Genomic DNA, 17,439 nt, shown 5'->3' on the forward strand with positions numbered 1-17,439 from the left:
ACGAAGGAGACGAGATGTCGGAACAAAGCCGTTCCGCCGCGGCGGTGTGGTCCGATGCGGAGTTCGCGCAGGCCTGGCTGGGTGCCGACCCGCAGGGCCCGCAGGACCTGCTCGAACTGCCACGGCACATGGCGGCCCGGCTGGTGGCCGAGGAGACCCCGCAACCGGCGCTGATCGTGGACGTGGCCAGCGGGGCGGGCAAGTTCCTGTCCGTCCTGCTCGACGCCTTCCCCGACGCGCGTGGCGTCTGGACGGACGTCTCGGACACGATGCTGGAGCGCGCCCGGACGGATCTGGCCCGCTTCGGTGACCGCGTCGATTTCATGGTGGGCGACATGACGGCGCTACGCGCGGCAGGCGTACCCGAGCAGGTCGACGTGCTCGTCACCTCGCGCGCCAGCCACCACCTGGCAGGCGAGGAGCTCCGGAACTTCTACCGGGAGGTCGGCAGCCTGCTCGCCCCGGGCGGCTGGCTGGTCAACCTCGACCACATCGGCCCAGAGGACGAGGTGTGGGACAAGCGCTATCGATCGGTGCGCAAGAAGTTCGCCGCACCCCGCGCGGCCACCCCGTCCCACCACCACAACTACCCGCTACCCAGCGAGGCTGATCATCTCGACGGCTATCGAGCCGCGGGCGTGAGCGACGTGGACGTCGCCTGGAAGGCGTTCTACAGCTGCCTGTTCATCGGCCGCGCCTCCCGGAGCCCACAGAGCTGAACCGGCCCCCACCCCACCACCTGGGTGGCCGTCGCGTCGGACCGAATGCCGGTGCGTGAGGAACGTCGATTCCTCCCCCGATCTCGCATTCCGGTTCCGCCGCACATTTCGCACGGAGCGTCGCCGAGTTCATGAGCGCGCCGAGTTCAACGACGCACCCCGCACGCAAGGATCCCGATGACACCCGAAACGGACGTCCGCCCCGCAACGGGCAGGGAATGGCTTCCCGCCGCCCTGCGCGGCCGCCACATGCAGAGATGGCTTCACGTCAGCCTGCCGTTGCTGATCGCCTTCTCGGTGGCGCAGCTCAGCAAGTCCTCGATCGGCGTCATCGTCGCCGATCGGGCGTTCAGCCATCAGTTCGGTCTCGACGTTCATCCCGGTTCCGTCGGCTGGCTGACCAGCCTGTTCCTCTACGCCTACGGAATCGCGCTCTTCGCCTGGGGATTCATCCTCAAAAGGCTCGGCCCACGCACATCGATGCTCATCGGCACCGGGATCTGGGTGGTGGCGCTCGCGCTCCCGCCGTTCGTCAACAGCCTGGGCGAGCTGTACGGCACGCGCATCCTGCTCGCGGTGGGCGAAGCGTGCTTCTACCCGGTGGCACACACCCTGACCGCCCGCTGGTTCCCGATGAACGAACGGGCGCGGGCCAACGCGTCCTGGCTCTCGGGCATCTTCGTCGGCTCGGCACTGGGCAGCGTCCTCACGACGACGATGCTCACGGCGTTCAGCTGGCGCGCCACCTTCCTCTCGCAAGCGCTGATCGCCGCCGTGTTCGCGTTCTGCGTCGTGCTGGCCCTGCTCCAGGACCAGCCCGAGAAGGCACACGGCGTGAGCACCGAAGAGGTCAACCACATCGTCGAAGGCCGGTTCGAGTCGACGACGGTGGTGCCGAAGCGGGGACCCGCGTCGCCCTTTCGCAACTACCGCTACTGGCTGACGATGCTGATGTACGTCGGCACCAACGCCCCTTTCTACGGGCTGGTGACGTGGGCGCCGCTCTACCTCCAGCAGGAGCGCCACGTCGAGCTCAGTGACATCGGCGTCGTGCTGACCGTGGCCAACGTCCTGTCGATCGTCGTCATGGTGCTGGTGGGACGAGCATCGGACCGCACGGTCAGACGCGCAGGCTGGGCGGCATGGGGTTTCGTCATCGAGGGCGTCGGCATCGCGGGCACGGTGCTGTTCTCCAACGCGGGTGTCGACAGCTTCTTCATCTTCCTCGGCCTGGCAGGCAACGCCTGGTGCGTGGTCACCAACTGGTCCCTGCTGCACAGCCTGATGCCGACGCACCAGTCCGAGTACTCCTCCAGCGTGTTCGCCTCGATCACCAACCTCGTGGGTGCGACGCTGCCGGCGCTGGTGGGCATCCTGCTGACCGCCACCGGCTCCTACACCGCCGGCTTCGGGCTGATGTTCGTCACCGTGCTGATATCCCTGGGCTGCTGTCTCGTGCTGCGCCCACAGGGCTACTGACCTCCTCCGCAGAGACCGTCCTCCACCGGCGGGCGGCAACCGATCAGTCACGACCCGGAGGGACCGAATGCACGACCTGCACCTGCCCCCACTACCGCGCATCCCCGCCCGCCTCACGCCTGCGCTTTTCCTGATCGCGCTCCTGACCGCATGCGCAGGGCCCGCGGCCACCACCACAACGGCGGTGGCTCCCGCCCAGCAGCCCGAGCAACTCCTGGCCGAGGCGCGGCAGGAGGGCTCGGTGCTCTGGTACACGACCTTCGCCGACGACGACGTCAACGACGTGATCGCCGCGTTCGAGAAGAAGTACCCGGGGGTCGAGGTCGATGCGCTGCGCCTGTCCGCCGACAAGCTGCCGACCCGCCTGGTCACGGAGCAGCGAGGAGGCAAGTTCAACGCGGACGTCATCACCGCCGACTCCGAACCCGTCTACCAGCTCATCCAAGTGGGCACGCTCGCTCCCTACCGGGTGCCCGAGACCCCGGCACTGCCCGAGCAGCTGCAGAGCCTCCCGGACGGCTACCGCAACGTCGTCTACGTCAACACGAGTGCAATCGCCTACAACCCGCAGGCTCTCGAGGCCGGGCACCTCCCGGTGCCACGTTCGATCGAGGATCTGACGAGTCCCGCCTGGAGGGGCCGCTTCTCGATCGACCCGAACGCCATCAACTGGTACGAGGGCCTCATCTCCGCGATGGGGCACGACAAGGCCCTCGCGCTGGTGAAGGCGCTGGGGAACAACGACCCACGGCTGGCGGAGAGCCACACGCAGTCCCTCACCGACGTGCAGGCGGGCGAGCCCGTCGCCGCGATCAACGCCTACGGCTACAAGGCGGCGTCGCTCGCGAAGGAGACTCCCGAGCGGATGGCGTTCAGCAACACCGACCCGCTGCCCTCGGCGGGCGTGCTGGCGGAGCTGGCGAAGAACGCGCCGCATCCGGCCGCCGCGAAGCTGTTCATCGACTGGATCATGTCCAACGACGGGCAGCAGGAGGTCGTGGACGTCTCCAACCACGTCTCGCTGAGCGAGTCCGCGCAGAACGACACGAGCGTGTGGAACCCCTCGAACTGGACGCCTGCCTGGTCCACGCCCGTGATCAGCGCCGACACCTACGACCACCTGCTCGAGGAGTACCAGGAGGCTCTGCACGCCGTCTGACAGGCCACGCCATCTCGGTACCTCCTCACCTGCAAGGACGGCAAATGCTATGAGCCTGACCATCGGGTCGCGCACCGCGCAGCCCCGCACCACGCGTGTATCCCGCGGCCCGAAGAACCGGGTTCGAAGCGTCCTGTCCTGGTTCGGCGACCCGCGGCACATCCTGCTGGCCGTCGTCGCGGTCGTGGTGGCCTACCTGGCCGTCGTGCCCGCGCTGACCATGGCGGTCGCGAGCCTGCAGTCGTCCTTCCTGTCCACCGGGCCGGTCGAATGGACCCTGCGCAACTACAGCGAGACCCTCGGCAGCGCCTCCTTCTGGAGGCTGGTGGGCAACTCCTTCGCCTACGCCGGCGCCACCGCCGTGCTGTGCACCGTGCTGGGGTTCGGCCTGGCCTACCTCGTGGCCCGCACCAACACACCGGCGAAGTTCTTCGCGCAGATCGCGGCCATGATCCCGCTGATCATCCCGGGCATCCTCAACACCGTCGCCTGGGCACTGCTGTTCGCCCCGCAGACCGGGGCCCTCAACGTGCTGCTGCGGGCCGTGCACCTGCCCGTGTTCAACATCTACTCGCTCGCCGGCATGGTCCTCGTGCAGGCGATGCACGTGACGCCGGTCGCGTTCCTGATGGGCGCCGCCGCGTTCTCCAACATGGACTCGTCCCTGGAGGAGGCCGCACAGGCGTCGGGGGCCCCTCCGCTGCGGGTCTTCCGCATGATCACCCTGCGGATGATCCGGCCGGCGATCCTGTCGGCCGCGCTGCTGATGTTCGTGCAGACGATCTCCACGTTCGAGGTGCCGCAGCTCATCGGCGTACCCGGGCACACGTTCGTCTTCGTCAGCCGGATCTACTCCGCCCTGCAGACCTTCCCCACCGACTACGGCACCGTGGGCGTCACCGGGATCTTCATCCTCGCCGTGTCCAGCGGCGGCCTGTGGCTCTCCCGGCGCCTGTCCGGCTCGGGCGCCGCCGCGCAGACCATCACCGGCAAGGGCTTCCGGCCCACCGTCACCGACCTGGGCCGCTGGCGCTGGTTGGGGCTCGCGGTGTTCGTCCTGTTCTTCGTCGTCGCGGTGGCACTGCCGCTGCTGATGCTGGTGTGGTCGTCGCTGCTGCCCGGCTACGAGCCGCCGTCGATCTCGGCCCTGCACCACCTGACGCTCGCCGACTACCAGCAGGTGCTGCACACCCCGGCGCTGACGTCCTCGGTGCGCAACAGCCTCATCACGGCCGTGCTGGCCGGCGCGATCGTCACCGTGCTGAGCGCCCTGGTCGCCTACATCACCGTCAAGACCCGGGCCCGCGGCCGCGGACTGCTCGACGGACTGGCCACCGTGCCGCTGGCCGTCCCGAGTGTGGTGATGGGCGTGGGCATCCTGTACTGGTACCTGACGGCGCCGCTGCCGTTCCATCTCTACGGCACGCTGACGATCCTCGTGATCGCGTTCGTCACCATCGGCCTGCCCTACGGCATGCGCTACATCGTGCCGGGCATGGCCCAGATCAAGGACGAACTGGAGGAGGCTGCCGCCGCCAGCGGAGCGTCCTGGCTGCGCACCTTCCGCCAGATCTACGTACCGCTCCTGGCCCCGTCGCTGCTGGCGGCGTTCCTCTACACGGTGATCGTGGCGTTCCGGGAGATCTCAGCGGCGATCTTCCTCTACACGCAGGACACCCAGGTGGTGTCGGTGACGATCTACCAGGAGTGGTCCAACGGCAGCTATCCCGTCGTGGCGGCACTGGGCGTCTGCATCGTCGTCTTCCTCGCCCTGATCGTCGTCCTGGTCCGCCTTCTCGGCAGGAGAACCGGGCTCAACCGGCAGTCGAGCTGAGCACGCAAAGGAGCGTCCCGTGATCGAGATCCGTGGACTGGTCAAACGTTTCGAGGGGCGGGCGGTCACCCGCAATGCGGTCGACGGCGTCGACCTGGATGTGCCGGACGGCAAGCTGGTGACCCTGCTGGGGCCGAGCGGCTGCGGCAAGACCACCACCCTCCGGCTGATCGCCGGTTTGGAGCGCCCGGACGCCGGAGAGATCCGGATCGGCGGGCGCGTGGTGTGCGCCCCCGCGGAGGGCGTGTTCGTCGGGGTGCACCAGCGTCCGATCGGCGTGGTCTTCCAGTCGTACGCGATCTGGCCGCACATGACGGCCGTGCAGAACGTCATGTTCCCGCTGCGCTCGGGCCAGAAGCGCCTGCCGAAGGCGGAGGCACGCGAACGCGCGATGGCGGCCCTGGAGATGGTCGGCCTCGCCGACCTCGCCGACCGCCCCGCACCTGCACTCTCCGGCGGGCAGCAGCAGCGCATCTCGCTCGCCCGAGCGCTGACCCGCGAGCCCGAGGTGCTGCTGCTGGACGAGCCGCTGAGCAACCTCGACGCCGGACTGCGCGACCGCGTCCGCGACGAGATCCGCGCGGTGCAGCAGCGCCTGGGCATCACCACCGTGTTCGTCACCCACGACCAGGACGAGGCGCTCGCCGTCTCCGACGAGGTCGTCGTCATGGACAAGGGCCGGATCGTCGAACGCGGCCCCGCCCAAGAGATCTACGCCTGGCCGCGTGAGGAGTTCACCGCCCGGTTCATGGGCATCTCCAACAGCCTGCCCGGCACGGTGATCTCCCGGACGGACGACCGCGCCGAGATCGAACTCGGCCACGGCCGTCTGATCTGCCTGGCGGCCGGCCAGTTCCCACCCGGCACGGAGGTGAACGTCTTCGTCCGCCCGGAGTGCCTGGTGCTGTCCCGCAAGAACTCCGCCGGACAGGGCTGGAAGGGAACGGTGGAGTTCAGCATCTACCGCGGTGACTGCTGGGATTACCACGTCCGCGTGGGGGACACGGTGCTCCGTTCCCGGATGTACCGGGAGAAGAAGGGCCTCGGCCACGGGGAACCGGTCTGGGTGGTGCCGGAACAGGAGTCGGCGATAGCGATCCCCGCAACGGCCTGACCACGGCACACACCTTCCGGTCCCCGCACAGACGGCCGACGCCGTGTGCCGAAGCGCGAAGGTGTGTGCCGTGTTCCTCAGCCCAGGTGGAGGGGGAGGCGGGCCAGGCGGCGCATTCCTGGCGCCTGCAGCCAGTCGTGTTCCGACGAGGTCAGCGCCAGGTTCGGGAACCTCTCGACGATGGCGCGCAGCGCCACCTCACCCTCCTGCCGCGCGAGGGCGGCGCCGAGGCAGTAGTGGAAGCCGTGCCCGAAACCGACGTGGCCCTCGCCCCGCCCGGCCGGGCGACGGGTGACGTCGAGCCGTTCGGGGTCGGTGTACTCGCGCGGGTCGTGGTTGGCGGACACGAGAACCGCCTGCATCGCGTCGCCCGCGCGGATCGCCACCCCGCCCATCTCGAGGTCCTGCGTGGCGTAGCGGATCCGCGTGACCTGCACCGGGCTGCACCAGCGCATGAGCTCGTGCACCGCACCCGGCCACAGCGCCGGGTCCGAGCGGAGCAGGGCGAGCTGGTCGGGGTGCTCGAGCAGGGCCACCAAGCCGTTGCCGAGCAGGTGTGCCGTGGTCTCGTGGCCGGCCATCACGAGCGTGAGCACCATGGTCACGAGCTCGTCCTCGCTGAGCCGGTCGCCCTCCTCGTCGCGCACGTGGACGAGGGCGGTGAGCAGGTCGTCGGCGGGCTCGGCACGGCGGCGCGCGATCAGGTCCTGCACGTGGGTGACCATGTCCCGCACGGCGACACCCACGACGTCCGGCTTCATCGTGGTGATCGCAGCACCCCATTCCCGCCAGGACGGCCGGTCGGCCTCCGGCACGCCCACCAGCTCGCAGATCACGGTGATCGGCAGCGGGTAGGCGAAGTCCGCCATGAAGTCCACCGGGTCGACGAACTTGTCCAGCAGCCGCGCGGTGATCTCCTCGACGCGCGGGCGCAGGTCGTTCACCCGCCGCACGGTGAACGCGCGCGACACCAGCTTGCGCAGCCGCGTGTGCCGCTCACCGTCGGAGTCGAGGATGGTGTCCTTGAGGAAGCGGGCGTACTCCGGCGGGATGCCCACCATCTCGAACATCTTGTCGCGAACGCTGTCGACCTCGACGCCCGGCACGGACGCTGCGTTGTTGACGAAGCGGGGGTCGCCCAACACCGTCCGCACGTCCTCCTGGCGCGTGACGTACCAGGCGGGGCTGCCGTCCGGGGTACGTCCCCGCAGCACCGGCGCCTCTTCCCGCAACCGGTTGTAGCCGCCGTACGGATCCGCGATCAGCGCGGGATCCATGATGTTCGGCTCGACAGATGCGGTCATCGTTGACTCCCTTTCCCGGCGCCGCCCCGCCCCGGGGTCACCGGATGCGGCGGCGCACCTCGTGATCGATTTCCGTGATGAGTGATCGATAGAGCGCGGCGATGACGGGTGCCACCTTCGCCAGCGCGGCGGGGGGTGGATCCGGCACCTGGATCGCGGTGGCGATCGCGTGCTCGAGAAGGTCGGCGCGGGTCTCGACGTCGAGATCGGGACTACCCCCCGGCATCCCGCCCACGAAGAAGAACCCGGCTCCGATCGCCGAGAGCAGGTAGTGCAGCTCCTCGGGCCGGCGGTCGGACCGCAGACACCCCTCCGCACGTAGCAGCCGCAGGTACTCGGCGAGCATCTCCTGCCTGCGGGTGACGAGCCCACCGAGCGTGTCCTCCGCCTCGTGCGCAAGCCGGCCGAGCACTTCGGCGTCGCCCATGTACAGGACGCGGGCGATCGCGTCGTTGCTCAGCACCAGGTAGAGACCGCGAAGCAACCGGGAGGGCAGCACCTCGCCCGGGTCGGCCTCCATCCGATCGGCCATCGCCGCGACGATCTGACGTTGCGCACGTAGCAGCACCGTGAGGAACAGCGCCTCCTTGGTGCGGAAGTGCAGATAGACCGTGCCCTTGCCGATCCCGGCGTGCCGCGCGACCTCGTCGATCGTGACCCGTTGGTATCCCCACCGCACCAACAGGTCCGCCGCGGTGTCGAGCACCCGCTCCATGCGGGGGCTCGCGAAATCCGGATCGGCCACCCTCACCTCCTGCTTCGTGACGATTTGACCGTCTGACGTTGTGACCAGATCTGCTGATCCGGTCACGCGGTCACGCTACGCCCGCCGCGAATCGGCAACAAGCCCGTTTCGCAGGAATTGTCACGACCCTGACGCGACGCACGGTCCGGGCTACGGTTGGAACATGGCCGACTACGAGCACCTGCTGGTCAAGCAGGACGGGGACACGGTCCGGATCACGATGAACCGGCCGGAGCGGCGCAACACCCTCACCGAGGCGCATCTGCGGGAGCTACTCCACGCGTTCGAGACCGCCGCCGCCTCCGACGCCACGGGCATCGTGCTCGGGGCCGAGGGCAAGGCCTTCTCGGCAGGGCACGACTTCGGCGACGTCGCCGCGCGCGACCTGGCAGGCGTCCGCGATCTCCTCCAGCTGTGCACGAAGGTCATGCGCACGATCGAGTCGGTGCCGCAGGTCGTCATCGCGCGGGTGCAGGCGATCGCGACGGCTGCAGGCTGCCAGCTCGTGGCGTCCTGCGACCTGGCCGTCGCCGCCGAGTCGGCGGCGTTCGCCCTTCCCGGTGGGAAGGGCGGCTGGTTCTGCCACACACCCGCCGTCCCGGTAGCCCGCAGCGTCGGGCGCAAGCGCCTGATGGAGATGGCTCTCACCGGCGACGCGATCGACGCCGCCACCGCTGCCGAGTGGGGGCTCGTGAACTATGCGGTGCCCGACGCCGAGCTCGACACGCGCGTCGACGACCTGCTCGCGCGGGCCACCCGGGGCAGCCGCTTCGGCAAGGGCGTGGGCAAACAGACCCTCTACGCGCAGCTGGACCGGCCCGAGGCCGACGCCTATGCGATCGCCGTGGAGGTGATGGCGGCGCTGTCGCAGAGCCCGGGTGCACGGGAGGGCATGGCGTCGTTCCTGGAGAAGCGCGCGCCCGTCTGGACGGACTGACCTACCGGCCGCCGAGCGCGCACGTGGTCACGTTCGCGGCTGATCCACTGCGCGTTGATCATGCGCCCGGCGGCCGCTCACGAGCCGGCGCAGCAGCGCGTCCACCGGACCGGGACGGCCGGTGCGGTCCATCCACGCCGCCACGGTCAAGGCCACGAGCCAGACGGCGGTGGCGACCGCAAGCGCCCCGATGCTGTCGACCCGGTCCCCCACGGCCAGCAGGTCGTGGTGCAGCACCACGGCGACGAGCACCGAGTTGAACAGGTAGAAGGTCAGCGACCGCTGGCCCACCGCGGAGACGGCGCGCGTGATCGGGTCCCGCCGCGCGTCGAGGCGGAGGGCGAGCAGGCCGAACGCCGCCGCATAGCCCGCCCCGCCGAACACACCGGTGAGCACCTGCAGCGCGAGCAGAGCACCGGTGGACACGATGCCGGGGCGCACGGCGTCGATCGCGATCAGGGCCGCAGGCAGCGCGCCGAGCAACGAGATGGAGATTCCGCCGACCGCGATGCGGATCAGGAGCGGGCGATGGCGGGACGGATCGTCGAGCAACCCGCTGCGACCGGCCCGAAAGCCCAGCACCACGAGCAGCAGCAGCGGGTAGGCCACGGCGATGAAGATCGGAGTGAACGGGACACCGGACAGCCGCATCGACCAGTCCGCGGCCGTCGTGTACCCCGGCACCGCGTACCCACCGACGTCGGGCGCCGCCGCCGCCAGGGCGACCATCGCCGCCGTCACGGTGACGACGTAGCAGGGCACGAGCACCGCGATCGTGCGCGACAGGGCGCGGTCGGACCGGAACAGCAACCACCCGAGCACGAGCCCGGCCAGCCCGTACGAGGCGAGGATCTCGCCGGGGAACACCAGGAGCGCGTGCACCGAGCCGAAGGCGACGAGCAGCAGGCTGCGGCGGCGCACCAGCCTGCGGATCTCGGAATCCGCCGCCCCGGCTCGACGCCGCCGGGCCACCATCCAGGCCAGCCCGTAGCCGTACAGGACCGCGAACATCGGAAACGCCCGGTTGTCCAGCACGAGCACCACCACGAACCGCGCCACGGTGTCGGCGACCGAGGTGCCCTCCGGAAGCCGGCCCCCGAACGCGACCCCCGCGTAGACCCCGGCGTAGGCCATCGCGATCAGCAGGAGCATCACCCCGCGCGCCAGGTCGGGAGCGAGCTTGCGTTCCGACTGCGGGGTGCCCCCGTACCCCACGCTCCCAACCGGTCCTGACGCCGTCATCCCACTCTCTCCTTCGTTCGGGAGCCGGGCTCCTTCTTCTGCGGTGCCTGCTTCTCACCCTTGGCCGCGGCCGCAGCCGCGAGCGCCGAGCTCTCCGCCTGGCCGGACAGGTAGTCGAGGAGCCCGCCGCCGCGCCCCTTGGTCGCAGCGGTGCCCGGGTAGCGCAGCCGGGCGAAGGTCTCGGGCAGGTGGGTCTCCAGGCGCCGGGCCGCCATGGCACCGCACAACCACGCCACCACCAGGCCGTTCACGACCGCCACGGCGAGGGCAGCGAGGACGAGCCACGCCGGCCGGTCCGGACCGCTGACCGACAGCGGTACGGCCACCGCGACCGTCGGCCCGACGAGCGTCAGGATCGCCCAGAGCGCCACGTTGATGGAGAAGTTGTTCTCACCGGCGTCGGTGGCGTTGACCCGCCGGTGCGGATCGACGCCGGGCGTCACGCCGACCACGGACATCACGACGGCGATGCCGCTGCCGACGCCCAGCGTCGCCACAATGCCGGCGAAGACCGGCACCGCGAAGTCCCACGCCCCGGTCAGCAGCATCATCAGCAACGACAGGCCGAACGCGGGCACACCCAGCGTCACGACCAACCCGATCTGCCGGCCACGGATGTCCGCTCGCACCGCCCGGGGACTCTGCGCCACGACGAGCTGCCACAACGCGGTCCCGTCCTGGCCGAACAGGTTCGCCCCGCTGAGCCCCACCATCAGCGCGACGGCGATGCCGGCCAGACCGGCGAGCTGCGGGATCCCCGCGATCACGCCGTAGATCGCGACGAAGATCCCGAACCAGATCGACGAGCGGACCTCCAGGCTGCGCCACGGATCCCGCCACCAGGTGCGCAGTTCCTTGCCCACCACGGCGCCGAGCGGGGTGGCGGGAAGCACCCGGCCGCGGGTGAGCACCCGGCTCCCCCACGGCCGCCCCCGGCGCCGGACGGTGCGGTTGCCCACGTAGGGCGTCAGCAGCGCGACGGCCGCAGCCACCACCAGCGCCGTCGCCAGCGCGAGCGCACCGATCAGCCCCGCAGCCGATGCGTAGTCCCCGGAGGCCGCGGCGTCGACCGCGAGCAGGGGCCAGCTGCTGGGGAACAGGTTCAGCAGCCCCGAAACCCCCAGCCCGCCGAAGCCCTCACGCAAGAACACCGGCACAGCACTGATCACGGGCGAGACGATCAGCCACCCGACGAACATCGACGACAGCATCAGGCCGTACTGGATCGCGGCGATCTCGACGCCCATGCGGGTGCGCATCGCCGCACCGAGCAACGCGTACACCATCCGGGAGAGCGCCACGACGAACACGAGCAACAGCACGCTCCCCACCGCGGCGGTCACGACGGCCACGGCGACCGACGAGGCCACCGGCCAGGCCGCCACGACCGCGTATCCGACCAGCGCGAGGATCGCCACGCCCGTCACGGCGGCGCCGACACCGACGAACACCGACGCGAGCAGCCCCAGCCCGAGCCACTGCCGAGGGAGCGGCAGGAGCGTGAAGTACTCGGGCCTCAGAACAGCCGCCCCCGAGGTCAGGATCGGCCCGACCAGCCAGCCGACCAGCCATGCGGCCAGCGCGAACAGCAGGACGTCCGACCGGGCCGCAGGCGCCGCGACCAGCACGGCCAGCCAGGTGGCGATCGCGGCGGCCACGCCCAGGACCAGGCCGAGCACCCGTTTCCAACTGAGCGAGTGCCGCTGGATCGTGAGCTTGAGCCGGATCAGCTCGCCAACCACGCCAGCTCCCCCTCCCCGATCTCGCGCTCCCCGACGAGCCGGACGAAGGTGTCCTCGAGCGTCGAGGTCCCCCGTACCTCCGCGAGCGTTCCGGCGGCCAGCACCCGGCCTGCCGCGATGATGGCCACGCGGTCGCAGAGGTCCTCCACCAGCGACATCACGTGCGACGAGATCACCACCGACCCCCCGGCGGCGACGAAACGGCGCAGGATGCCCCGCAGCACGCGGGCCGAGACCGGGTCGACCGCCTCGAACGGCTCGTCGAGCACGAGCACCTTCGGCGCGTGCAGCAGCGCGGTGGCCAGCCCGATCTTCTTGCGCATGCCGGTCGAGTACTCGATGACCAGCACCCCTCGATCCTCGGCCTCGTCGAGCTCGAGGATGCGCATCAGCTCCGCCGCCCTGGCCCGCACCACGTCGGCGGACATGCCACGCAGCAGCCCCCAGTAGGTGAGCAGCTCACCGCCGGTGAGCCGCTCGGGAAGCGCGAGGCCGTCGGGCAGCACGCCGAGCAGTGCCTTGGCCCGTGTCGGATCCGTCCAGACGTCGATGCCGTGGACGGCGGCCGTGCCGGAGTCCGGACGAAGCAGGCCGACGGTCATGGCGAGCGAGGTGGTCTTGCCCGCACCGTTCGGCCCGACGAGCCCGGTCAGCGAGCCGACCGGCACCGCCAGGCTCACGTGGTCGGCGGCCGGCTTCCCGGAGAAGACCTTGGTGAGCCCCTCCAGCTGGAGGGCAATCGGGGAGTCGATCGGCATGGGCGCAACGCTGCCCGTCCGCCGCGCCGCGATCTGCGGCCGACCGGCCAGTGCCGCTGACCGATCGGCCACGATTCCGTCGGAAAGTCACTCCTATCGGACATACGTCTCTTCCGTACAGTTCGTCTCATGGTCGACACCGCCCGGGCACCCGCGCCCCCGGTCGACCGCTGGATGCTGCCCGGCGAGCTGGCCCGCGCGGCCGACCCGGACCACCGTCCCGCCGGCGCCTCGGTCCGGCGCACGCCTCGCGACTGGGGCGTCGACCTCGTGATGTTTCTCGTGGCCGTGCTCGTCGGGGCCTCCGAGCACACGCTCGTGATGTTGCCCGACATGTTCGGCCTGCCCATCTGGCTCCGGATCGCCGATCCGCTTCTCGGCGCCGTGGCCTGCCTCGCGCTGTGGTGGCGGCGGCGGTTCCCGGTGGCCACCGGGATCCTGGCCGCCGTCGCCGCGTCGATGTCCAACACCGCGACCGGTGCCGTGTTCCTGCTGCTGTTCTCCCTCGCCCTGCACCGGGGCTGGAAATACGCGGTGCCGATCAGCTTCGGCATGGTGCTGCTCGGCCTGCCGTACATGGCGACGTACTTCCCGCCCGTGTTCGGCCCGCCCGCCCCGTGGATCATCGTGATCCTGCTCGGCACGGCGCTGGTGGTCACCGCAGGACTCGGCGTCCGCGCCCGGCGCCAGCTCGTGCTGGCCCTGCGACTGCGCGCCGACGCCGAGCGGCGCGAGCACGCGAGGCAGCTGGAGGAGAGCCGCCACGCCGAGCGGCAACGGATCGCCAGGGAGATGCACGACGTGCTCGCGCATCGGATCTCCCTGTTGTCGGTTCACGCGGGCGCCCTCGAGTACCGCACCGCCATGGCGGAGGGCGGCACGGCGCCGCCGCCGACGGCCGCCGAGGTGTACAGCGCGGTGAGCGTGGTGCGGTCCAACGCGAACCAGGCGCTGGAGGAGCTCCGCGAGGTGCTCCACCTGCTGCGCCACGAAGACGCGACGGCCGACGTCGAACGGGAGGAGATCCGGGCCGCGCCGCAACCCACGACGGACCGCCTTCCTGCGCTGGTGGACGAGGCGCGGCGCAGCGGCCAGCAGGTGCACACGGACCTCGCCGACGATCTCGCCGCGCTGCGCCCCCAGCTCCAGCGCACCGTCTACCGCATGGTGCAGGAGGGCCTCACGAACGCCCGCAAGCACGCCCCTGGCGCGGCGGTCGACGTGCTGGTCAGGGGCGAACCGGGCGGCGAGGTCGTGGTGGAGGTCGGCAATCCGGTGCCGGTCGGGGTCACCACGAGCGAGATCCCGGGAGCGGGATCAGGGCTGACCGGGCTCGCCGAACGGGTCGCCCTGCACGGCGGGGAGCTCACCCGCGAGATCACCGACGGCCGGTTCCGGTTGCGCGCGAGCATGCCGTGGCTGCAGTGACCGGAGACGCGGCGACCGGAGACGCGGCGATTCGCGTGCTCATCGTCGACGACGACCCCCTCGTCCGCAGCGGGCTCACGATGATGCTGGGCGGCGCGGGCGACATCGAGGTCGTGGGCGGGTCCGCGGACGGCGCGGACGTGGTCGACGCCGTGGGCCGGCTCGCCCCGCACGTCGTGCTGATGGACGTGCGCATGCCGGTGCTCGACGGCATCGCCGCCACCACGGCCCTCGGCCGCCGGACAGGCTCCGGACTCGAGGGTCCCGCCGTGGTGATGCTGACGACGTTCGACGCGGACGAGACCGTGCTCGCCGCACTGCGCGCAGGCGCCGCGGGTTTCCTGCTCAAGCACACACCGCCTGCCCAGATCGTCGACGCCGTACGCCGCGCCGCCGCAGGCGACCCCGTGCTCTCACCCAGCGTCACCCGCAGCGTGATCGCGATGGCCGCGGGCCGGCCCGGCCCGGACACGCCCAGCGACACCGACGCCGTCGCTCGCATGAACCTCCTGACCGACCGCGAGCGCGAGGTCGCCCACGCGGTGTCCGAGGCGCTGAGCAACGCCGAGATCGCCGAACGCCTGCACCTGTCGACGTCGAGCATCAAGGCGACGATCTCCAGCGCCCTGACCAGGCTCGACCTGACCAACCGGATCCAGCTCGCGATCCTCGCCCACGAGTCCCGCCGCAGCTGAGCTCACCCCGTAGGAGCGGCGCGTTCGATGCACGAGACTGCGCTTCATGCGCACCACCGTCTCGATCTCGGATGAACTGCTGCTCGCAGCGAAGCGCTTGGCGCAGGAGCGGGGTCAGACGCTCGGCCAGGTCATCGATGCGGCGCTGCGCCGGGAGCTCGCGATCCCGGCTGAGCGCGGGGAGCGTCCGGTCGTGCCGGTCTTCGACGGCGGGAGTGGTCCGCGGCCGGGCATCGACCTCACGTCCAACGGGACGCTGCACGAGGCGCTCGACGACGGCACCGCCCTCGACGAGCTGCGCTGACGGTGTGGCTGCTCGACGTGGTTCCTTCCACTCTGAGCAATGCGGTGCTTCGCCGCAGCTGACTGGGCCAACTGTCCGTTTCGGCCGCCCGAAGTCACCGAGCTGGAGGTCCTGATTCAGGCACGCGCTCCCGGACGAAGTGCCCGATGCGGTCGATGGACGCTGCCGCCTCAGGGAGGAATGACGCGAAGTGCTGCCAGATGTGCGGCGCGCCCTCGGTGACAACCAGTTCCGAAGCCACTCCCGCGGCCAGCGCACGCGCGTGGAGCTGCACGGCGTCGTCGATCATGACCTCTTCGGTACCGACCTCGAGGTGGATCGGCGGGAGTCCCGTGAGGTCACCGAACAGCGGTGATGCGAGCGGATCGCGCGGGTCGTGGCCGCCGAGGTAGCAAGCCGCGAACGTGAGCAGTGCGGCCCGGCTGACGAACGGGTCGCGGTCGGCGCGTTCGGTGAACGACGGCGCGGACACCGTCAGGTCTGTCCACGGTGACACCGGCACCACGGCCGCGGGCAGCGGGAGGCCCAGCTCCTTGAGCCGCAACAGCAGCGCCAGCGACAAGCCACCGCCGGCGGAGTCGCCACCCACGGCGACGCGTGCCGCCGGCACGGCGGTGAGAACGGCCCGGTAGGCCGCCACTGAGGCGTCGAGCGCCGACGGGAAGCGGTTCTCGGGCGCCAGCGGGTAGTCCGGCAGGTGCACCACGCCACGGGTCGCTGAAGCCAGCCGGGCACCCATCTCCCGGTGGTTGTACGCCCCGCCTTCGGTGTAGCCGCCGCCGTGGAAGTACAGCAGCACCCGGTCGGCCGTCGACACCGGCGCGGTCACCGTCAGCCCCGGGAAGCCCGGGGCTGCGGTGACCAGGGCGTCTGCGGGGACGGGGAACTGTTCGCTCCAGCGGCGATAGGCGTCGCGGTGACGCACGTGCTCCGGCCGATCGTCGACGGGCATGTGCTCGCCCATCGTTGCCAGCAGGTGGTACGCCTTGGTGAGCTCGGGACTGAGGACGCTCATGAGCCTTCCCTTGGTCAGCAGCACCGGCTCGGCCAAGTGCGTTCGGCCTCGCCCGGCGAGATCCGCGACCTCAGACGTACTCGTTTCGAACGGGTCCCGAAATAACCCCTGAGCGGCATCTCGAGGCTGCTCGTGCCGCGACGTCCACCGGTCACCCTGTGACCGAAAATGGGCGTCCTGCACCGCATCTCGACATCAGTCCCGGCCCAGCACCGCCTTCAGGAACTCCTTCGTGCGTGGCTGCTCCGGGTCGGTGAACAACTGCTGTGGTGGCGCGTCCTCGATCACCTTTCCGCCGTCGAACATCATCACGCGGTGGGAGAAGTCGCGCGCGAATCCCATCTCGTGCGTGACGCAGAGGATGGTGATGTCGGTGGTGGTGCCGATGTCGCGCAGCAGGGCGAGCACGCCGGCGACCAGCTCGGGGTCCAGTGCCGAGGTCACCTCGTCCAGCAGCAGGACGTCCGGCTGCATCGCGAGCGCCCGCGCGATGGCCACCCGCTGCTGCTGCCCTCCGGACAGCCGCGACGGGTGCTCGTCGATCTTCTCCCGGAGCCCGACGAGGTCGAGCAACTCCTCGGCACGCGCGTTCGCCTCGTCCTTGGACAAGCCGAGCACGCGGGTGGGCGCCTCGATGAGGTTGCCGCGCACCGTCATGTTCGGGAAGAGGTTGAACTGCTGGAACACCATGCCGATGTGCTTGCGCACCTCACGGCTGTGCTTCTCGTCGGCAGGGACCAGCCTGCCGCCCTTCTCCATGTGCGAGAGGTAGCGCCCTCCCACGGTGATCGTTCCGTCGTTCACCGACTCCAGGCTCATGAGCAGCCGCAGGATCGTCGTCTTGCCCGAACCCGACGGGCCGATCAGCGTGACGTGCTCACCGGGGGCGACCGTGAAGCTCAGGTCGGAGAGCACCACGTTGTCTCCGAACCGCTTCTCCACGCGGTCGAAGACGATCATCGGC

16 protein-coding genes are annotated in these 17,439 nt (G+C 70.3%); 9 read left to right on the forward strand and 7 right to left on the reverse strand.

Annotated features, from left to right (window positions below):
• Window positions 1-14: 14 nt before the first annotated feature.
• From ACQPZQ_RS38270 to ACQPZQ_RS38290, 5 genes are all read left to right on the forward strand, one after another.
• A complete protein-coding gene (locus ACQPZQ_RS38270; protein WP_433289227.1) occupies window positions 15-719 on the forward strand; it encodes a class I SAM-dependent methyltransferase in 705 nt (234 codons plus the stop codon).
• 177 nt (window positions 720-896) lie between these two features.
• On the forward strand, window positions 897-2,198 hold the full coding sequence (locus ACQPZQ_RS38275) for an MFS transporter (RefSeq protein WP_433289229.1): 1,302 nt from the start codon (window positions 897-899) through the stop codon (window positions 2,196-2,198).
• Between the two features lie 67 nt (window positions 2,199-2,265).
• Complete coding sequence (locus ACQPZQ_RS38280) at window positions 2,266-3,357, forward strand: ABC transporter substrate-binding protein (RefSeq protein WP_433289231.1); 1,092 nt, start codon at window positions 2,266-2,268, stop codon at window positions 3,355-3,357.
• A gap of 49 nt (window positions 3,358-3,406) precedes the next feature.
• Window positions 3,407-5,191, forward strand: coding sequence for an ABC transporter permease (locus ACQPZQ_RS38285; RefSeq protein WP_433289234.1), 1,785 nt, complete (start codon window positions 3,407-3,409; stop codon window positions 5,189-5,191).
• Between the two features lie 19 nt (window positions 5,192-5,210).
• The gene (locus ACQPZQ_RS38290; RefSeq protein ID WP_433289236.1) at window positions 5,211-6,305 is read left to right on the forward strand and encodes an ABC transporter ATP-binding protein; all 1,095 of its coding nucleotides are present in this window, start codon (window positions 5,211-5,213) and stop codon (window positions 6,303-6,305) included.
• A gap of 77 nt (window positions 6,306-6,382) precedes the next feature.
• On the opposite strand, the gene ACQPZQ_RS38295 is transcribed toward ACQPZQ_RS38290, so the two are convergent.
• Together ACQPZQ_RS38295 and ACQPZQ_RS38300 are read right to left on the reverse strand one after the other, a co-directional pair.
• The gene (locus tag ACQPZQ_RS38295) at window positions 6,383-7,609 is read right to left on the reverse strand and encodes a cytochrome P450 family protein (protein WP_433289238.1); all 1,227 of its coding nucleotides are present in this window, start codon (window positions 7,607-7,609) and stop codon (window positions 6,383-6,385) included.
• A gap of 37 nt (window positions 7,610-7,646) precedes the next feature.
• Window positions 7,647-8,354, reverse strand: a complete 708-nt coding sequence (locus tag ACQPZQ_RS38300; RefSeq protein WP_433289240.1) for a TetR/AcrR family transcriptional regulator — start codon at window positions 8,352-8,354, stop codon at window positions 7,647-7,649.
• A 163-nt stretch (window positions 8,355-8,517) separates the two neighbouring features.
• On the opposite strand from ACQPZQ_RS38300, the gene ACQPZQ_RS38305 reads away from it, so the two are divergent.
• Complete coding sequence (locus tag ACQPZQ_RS38305; RefSeq protein WP_433289242.1) at window positions 8,518-9,291, forward strand: enoyl-CoA hydratase-related protein; 774 nt, start codon at window positions 8,518-8,520, stop codon at window positions 9,289-9,291.
• Between the two features lie 27 nt (window positions 9,292-9,318).
• Here ACQPZQ_RS38305 and ACQPZQ_RS38310 read toward each other — a convergent pair whose 3' ends face one another.
• Genes ACQPZQ_RS38310 through ACQPZQ_RS38320 form a run of 3 tightly spaced genes read right to left on the reverse strand, consistent with a single transcriptional unit; the run spans window position 9,319 to window position 13,033 of the window.
• On the reverse strand, window positions 9,319-10,533 hold the full coding sequence (locus ACQPZQ_RS38310; RefSeq protein WP_433289244.1) for a DUF418 domain-containing protein: 1,215 nt from the start codon (window positions 10,531-10,533) through the stop codon (window positions 9,319-9,321).
• Entirely contained in the window at window positions 10,530-12,275 is a 1,746-nt protein-coding gene (locus ACQPZQ_RS38315; protein WP_433289246.1) for a hypothetical protein, read from the reverse strand. The genes ACQPZQ_RS38310 and ACQPZQ_RS38315 overlap by 4 nt, the downstream gene beginning before the upstream one ends.
• On the reverse strand, window positions 12,260-13,033 hold the full coding sequence (locus ACQPZQ_RS38320; RefSeq protein ID WP_433289248.1) for an ABC transporter ATP-binding protein: 774 nt from the start codon (window positions 13,031-13,033) through the stop codon (window positions 12,260-12,262). The genes ACQPZQ_RS38315 and ACQPZQ_RS38320 overlap by 16 nt, the downstream gene beginning before the upstream one ends.
• Window positions 13,034-13,162: 129 nt before the next feature.
• Between ACQPZQ_RS38320 and ACQPZQ_RS38325 the strand changes: the two genes are divergently transcribed.
• Genes ACQPZQ_RS38325 through ACQPZQ_RS38335 form a run of 3 tightly spaced genes read left to right on the forward strand, consistent with a single transcriptional unit; the run spans window position 13,163 to window position 15,460 of the window.
• Window positions 13,163-14,461: a sensor histidine kinase gene (locus tag ACQPZQ_RS38325; RefSeq protein ID WP_433289250.1), complete on the forward strand. Its 1,299-nt coding sequence runs from the start codon at window positions 13,163-13,165 to the stop codon at window positions 14,459-14,461.
• On the forward strand, window positions 14,458-15,156 hold the full coding sequence (locus tag ACQPZQ_RS38330) for a response regulator (protein ID WP_433289252.1): 699 nt from the start codon (window positions 14,458-14,460) through the stop codon (window positions 15,154-15,156). Before ACQPZQ_RS38325 ends, ACQPZQ_RS38330 begins: the two co-directional genes overlap by 4 nt.
• Window positions 15,157-15,202: 46 nt before the next feature.
• A complete protein-coding gene (locus ACQPZQ_RS38335) occupies window positions 15,203-15,460 on the forward strand; it encodes a hypothetical protein (RefSeq protein WP_433289254.1) in 258 nt (85 codons plus the stop codon).
• 94 nt (window positions 15,461-15,554) lie between these two features.
• Here the strand turns inward: ACQPZQ_RS38335 and ACQPZQ_RS38340 are convergent, their stop codons facing one another.
• Together ACQPZQ_RS38340 and ehuA are read right to left on the reverse strand one after the other, a co-directional pair.
• Window positions 15,555-16,475, reverse strand: a complete 921-nt coding sequence (locus ACQPZQ_RS38340; RefSeq protein ID WP_433289256.1) for an alpha/beta hydrolase — start codon at window positions 16,473-16,475, stop codon at window positions 15,555-15,557.
• Between the two features lie 195 nt (window positions 16,476-16,670).
• Window positions 16,671-17,435, reverse strand: coding sequence for an ectoine/hydroxyectoine ABC transporter ATP-binding protein EhuA (gene ehuA / locus ACQPZQ_RS38345; RefSeq protein ID WP_433299561.1), 765 nt, complete (start codon window positions 17,433-17,435; stop codon window positions 16,671-16,673).
• Between the last annotated feature and the right edge of the window lie 4 nt (window positions 17,436-17,439).

Source organism: Pseudonocardia sp. CA-142604 (assembly GCF_050948475.1).
Taxonomy (GTDB): Bacteria; Actinomycetota; Actinomycetes; order Mycobacteriales; family Pseudonocardiaceae; genus Pseudonocardia; species Pseudonocardia alaniniphila.

What these genes read in the sequence shown, in the direction of transcription:
- ACQPZQ_RS38270 (WP_433289227.1), top strand. Translation starts at nt 15, where the DNA reads ATGTCGGAACAAAGCCGTTCCGCCGCGGCGGTGTGGTCCGATGCGGAG.
- ACQPZQ_RS38275 (WP_433289229.1), top strand. Translation starts at nt 897, where the DNA reads ATGACACCCGAAACGGACGTCCGCCCCGCAACGGGCAGGGAATGGCTT.
- ACQPZQ_RS38280 (WP_433289231.1), top strand. Translation starts at nt 2,266, where the DNA reads ATGCACGACCTGCACCTGCCCCCACTACCGCGCATCCCCGCCCGCCTC.
- ACQPZQ_RS38285 (WP_433289234.1), top strand. Translation starts at nt 3,407, where the DNA reads ATGAGCCTGACCATCGGGTCGCGCACCGCGCAGCCCCGCACCACGCGT.
- ACQPZQ_RS38295 (WP_433289238.1), bottom strand. Translation starts at nt 7,609, where the DNA reads ATGACCGCATCTGTCGAGCCGAACATCATGGATCCCGCGCTGATCGCG.
- ACQPZQ_RS38305 (WP_433289242.1), top strand. Translation starts at nt 8,518, where the DNA reads ATGGCCGACTACGAGCACCTGCTGGTCAAGCAGGACGGGGACACGGTC.
- ACQPZQ_RS38310 (WP_433289244.1), bottom strand. Translation starts at nt 10,533, where the DNA reads ATGACGGCGTCAGGACCGGTTGGGAGCGTGGGGTACGGGGGCACCCCG.
- ACQPZQ_RS38320 (WP_433289248.1), bottom strand. Translation starts at nt 13,033, where the DNA reads ATGCCGATCGACTCCCCGATTGCCCTCCAGCTGGAGGGGCTCACCAAG.
- ACQPZQ_RS38325 (WP_433289250.1), top strand. Translation starts at nt 13,163, where the DNA reads ATGGTCGACACCGCCCGGGCACCCGCGCCCCCGGTCGACCGCTGGATG.
- ACQPZQ_RS38335 (WP_433289254.1), top strand. Translation starts at nt 15,203, where the DNA reads ATGCGCACCACCGTCTCGATCTCGGATGAACTGCTGCTCGCAGCGAAG.
- ACQPZQ_RS38340 (WP_433289256.1), bottom strand. Translation starts at nt 16,475, where the DNA reads ATGAGCGTCCTCAGTCCCGAGCTCACCAAGGCGTACCACCTGCTGGCA.
- ehuA (WP_433299561.1), bottom strand. Translation starts at nt 17,435, where the DNA reads ATGATCGTCTTCGACCGCGTGGAGAAGCGGTTCGGAGACAACGTGGTG.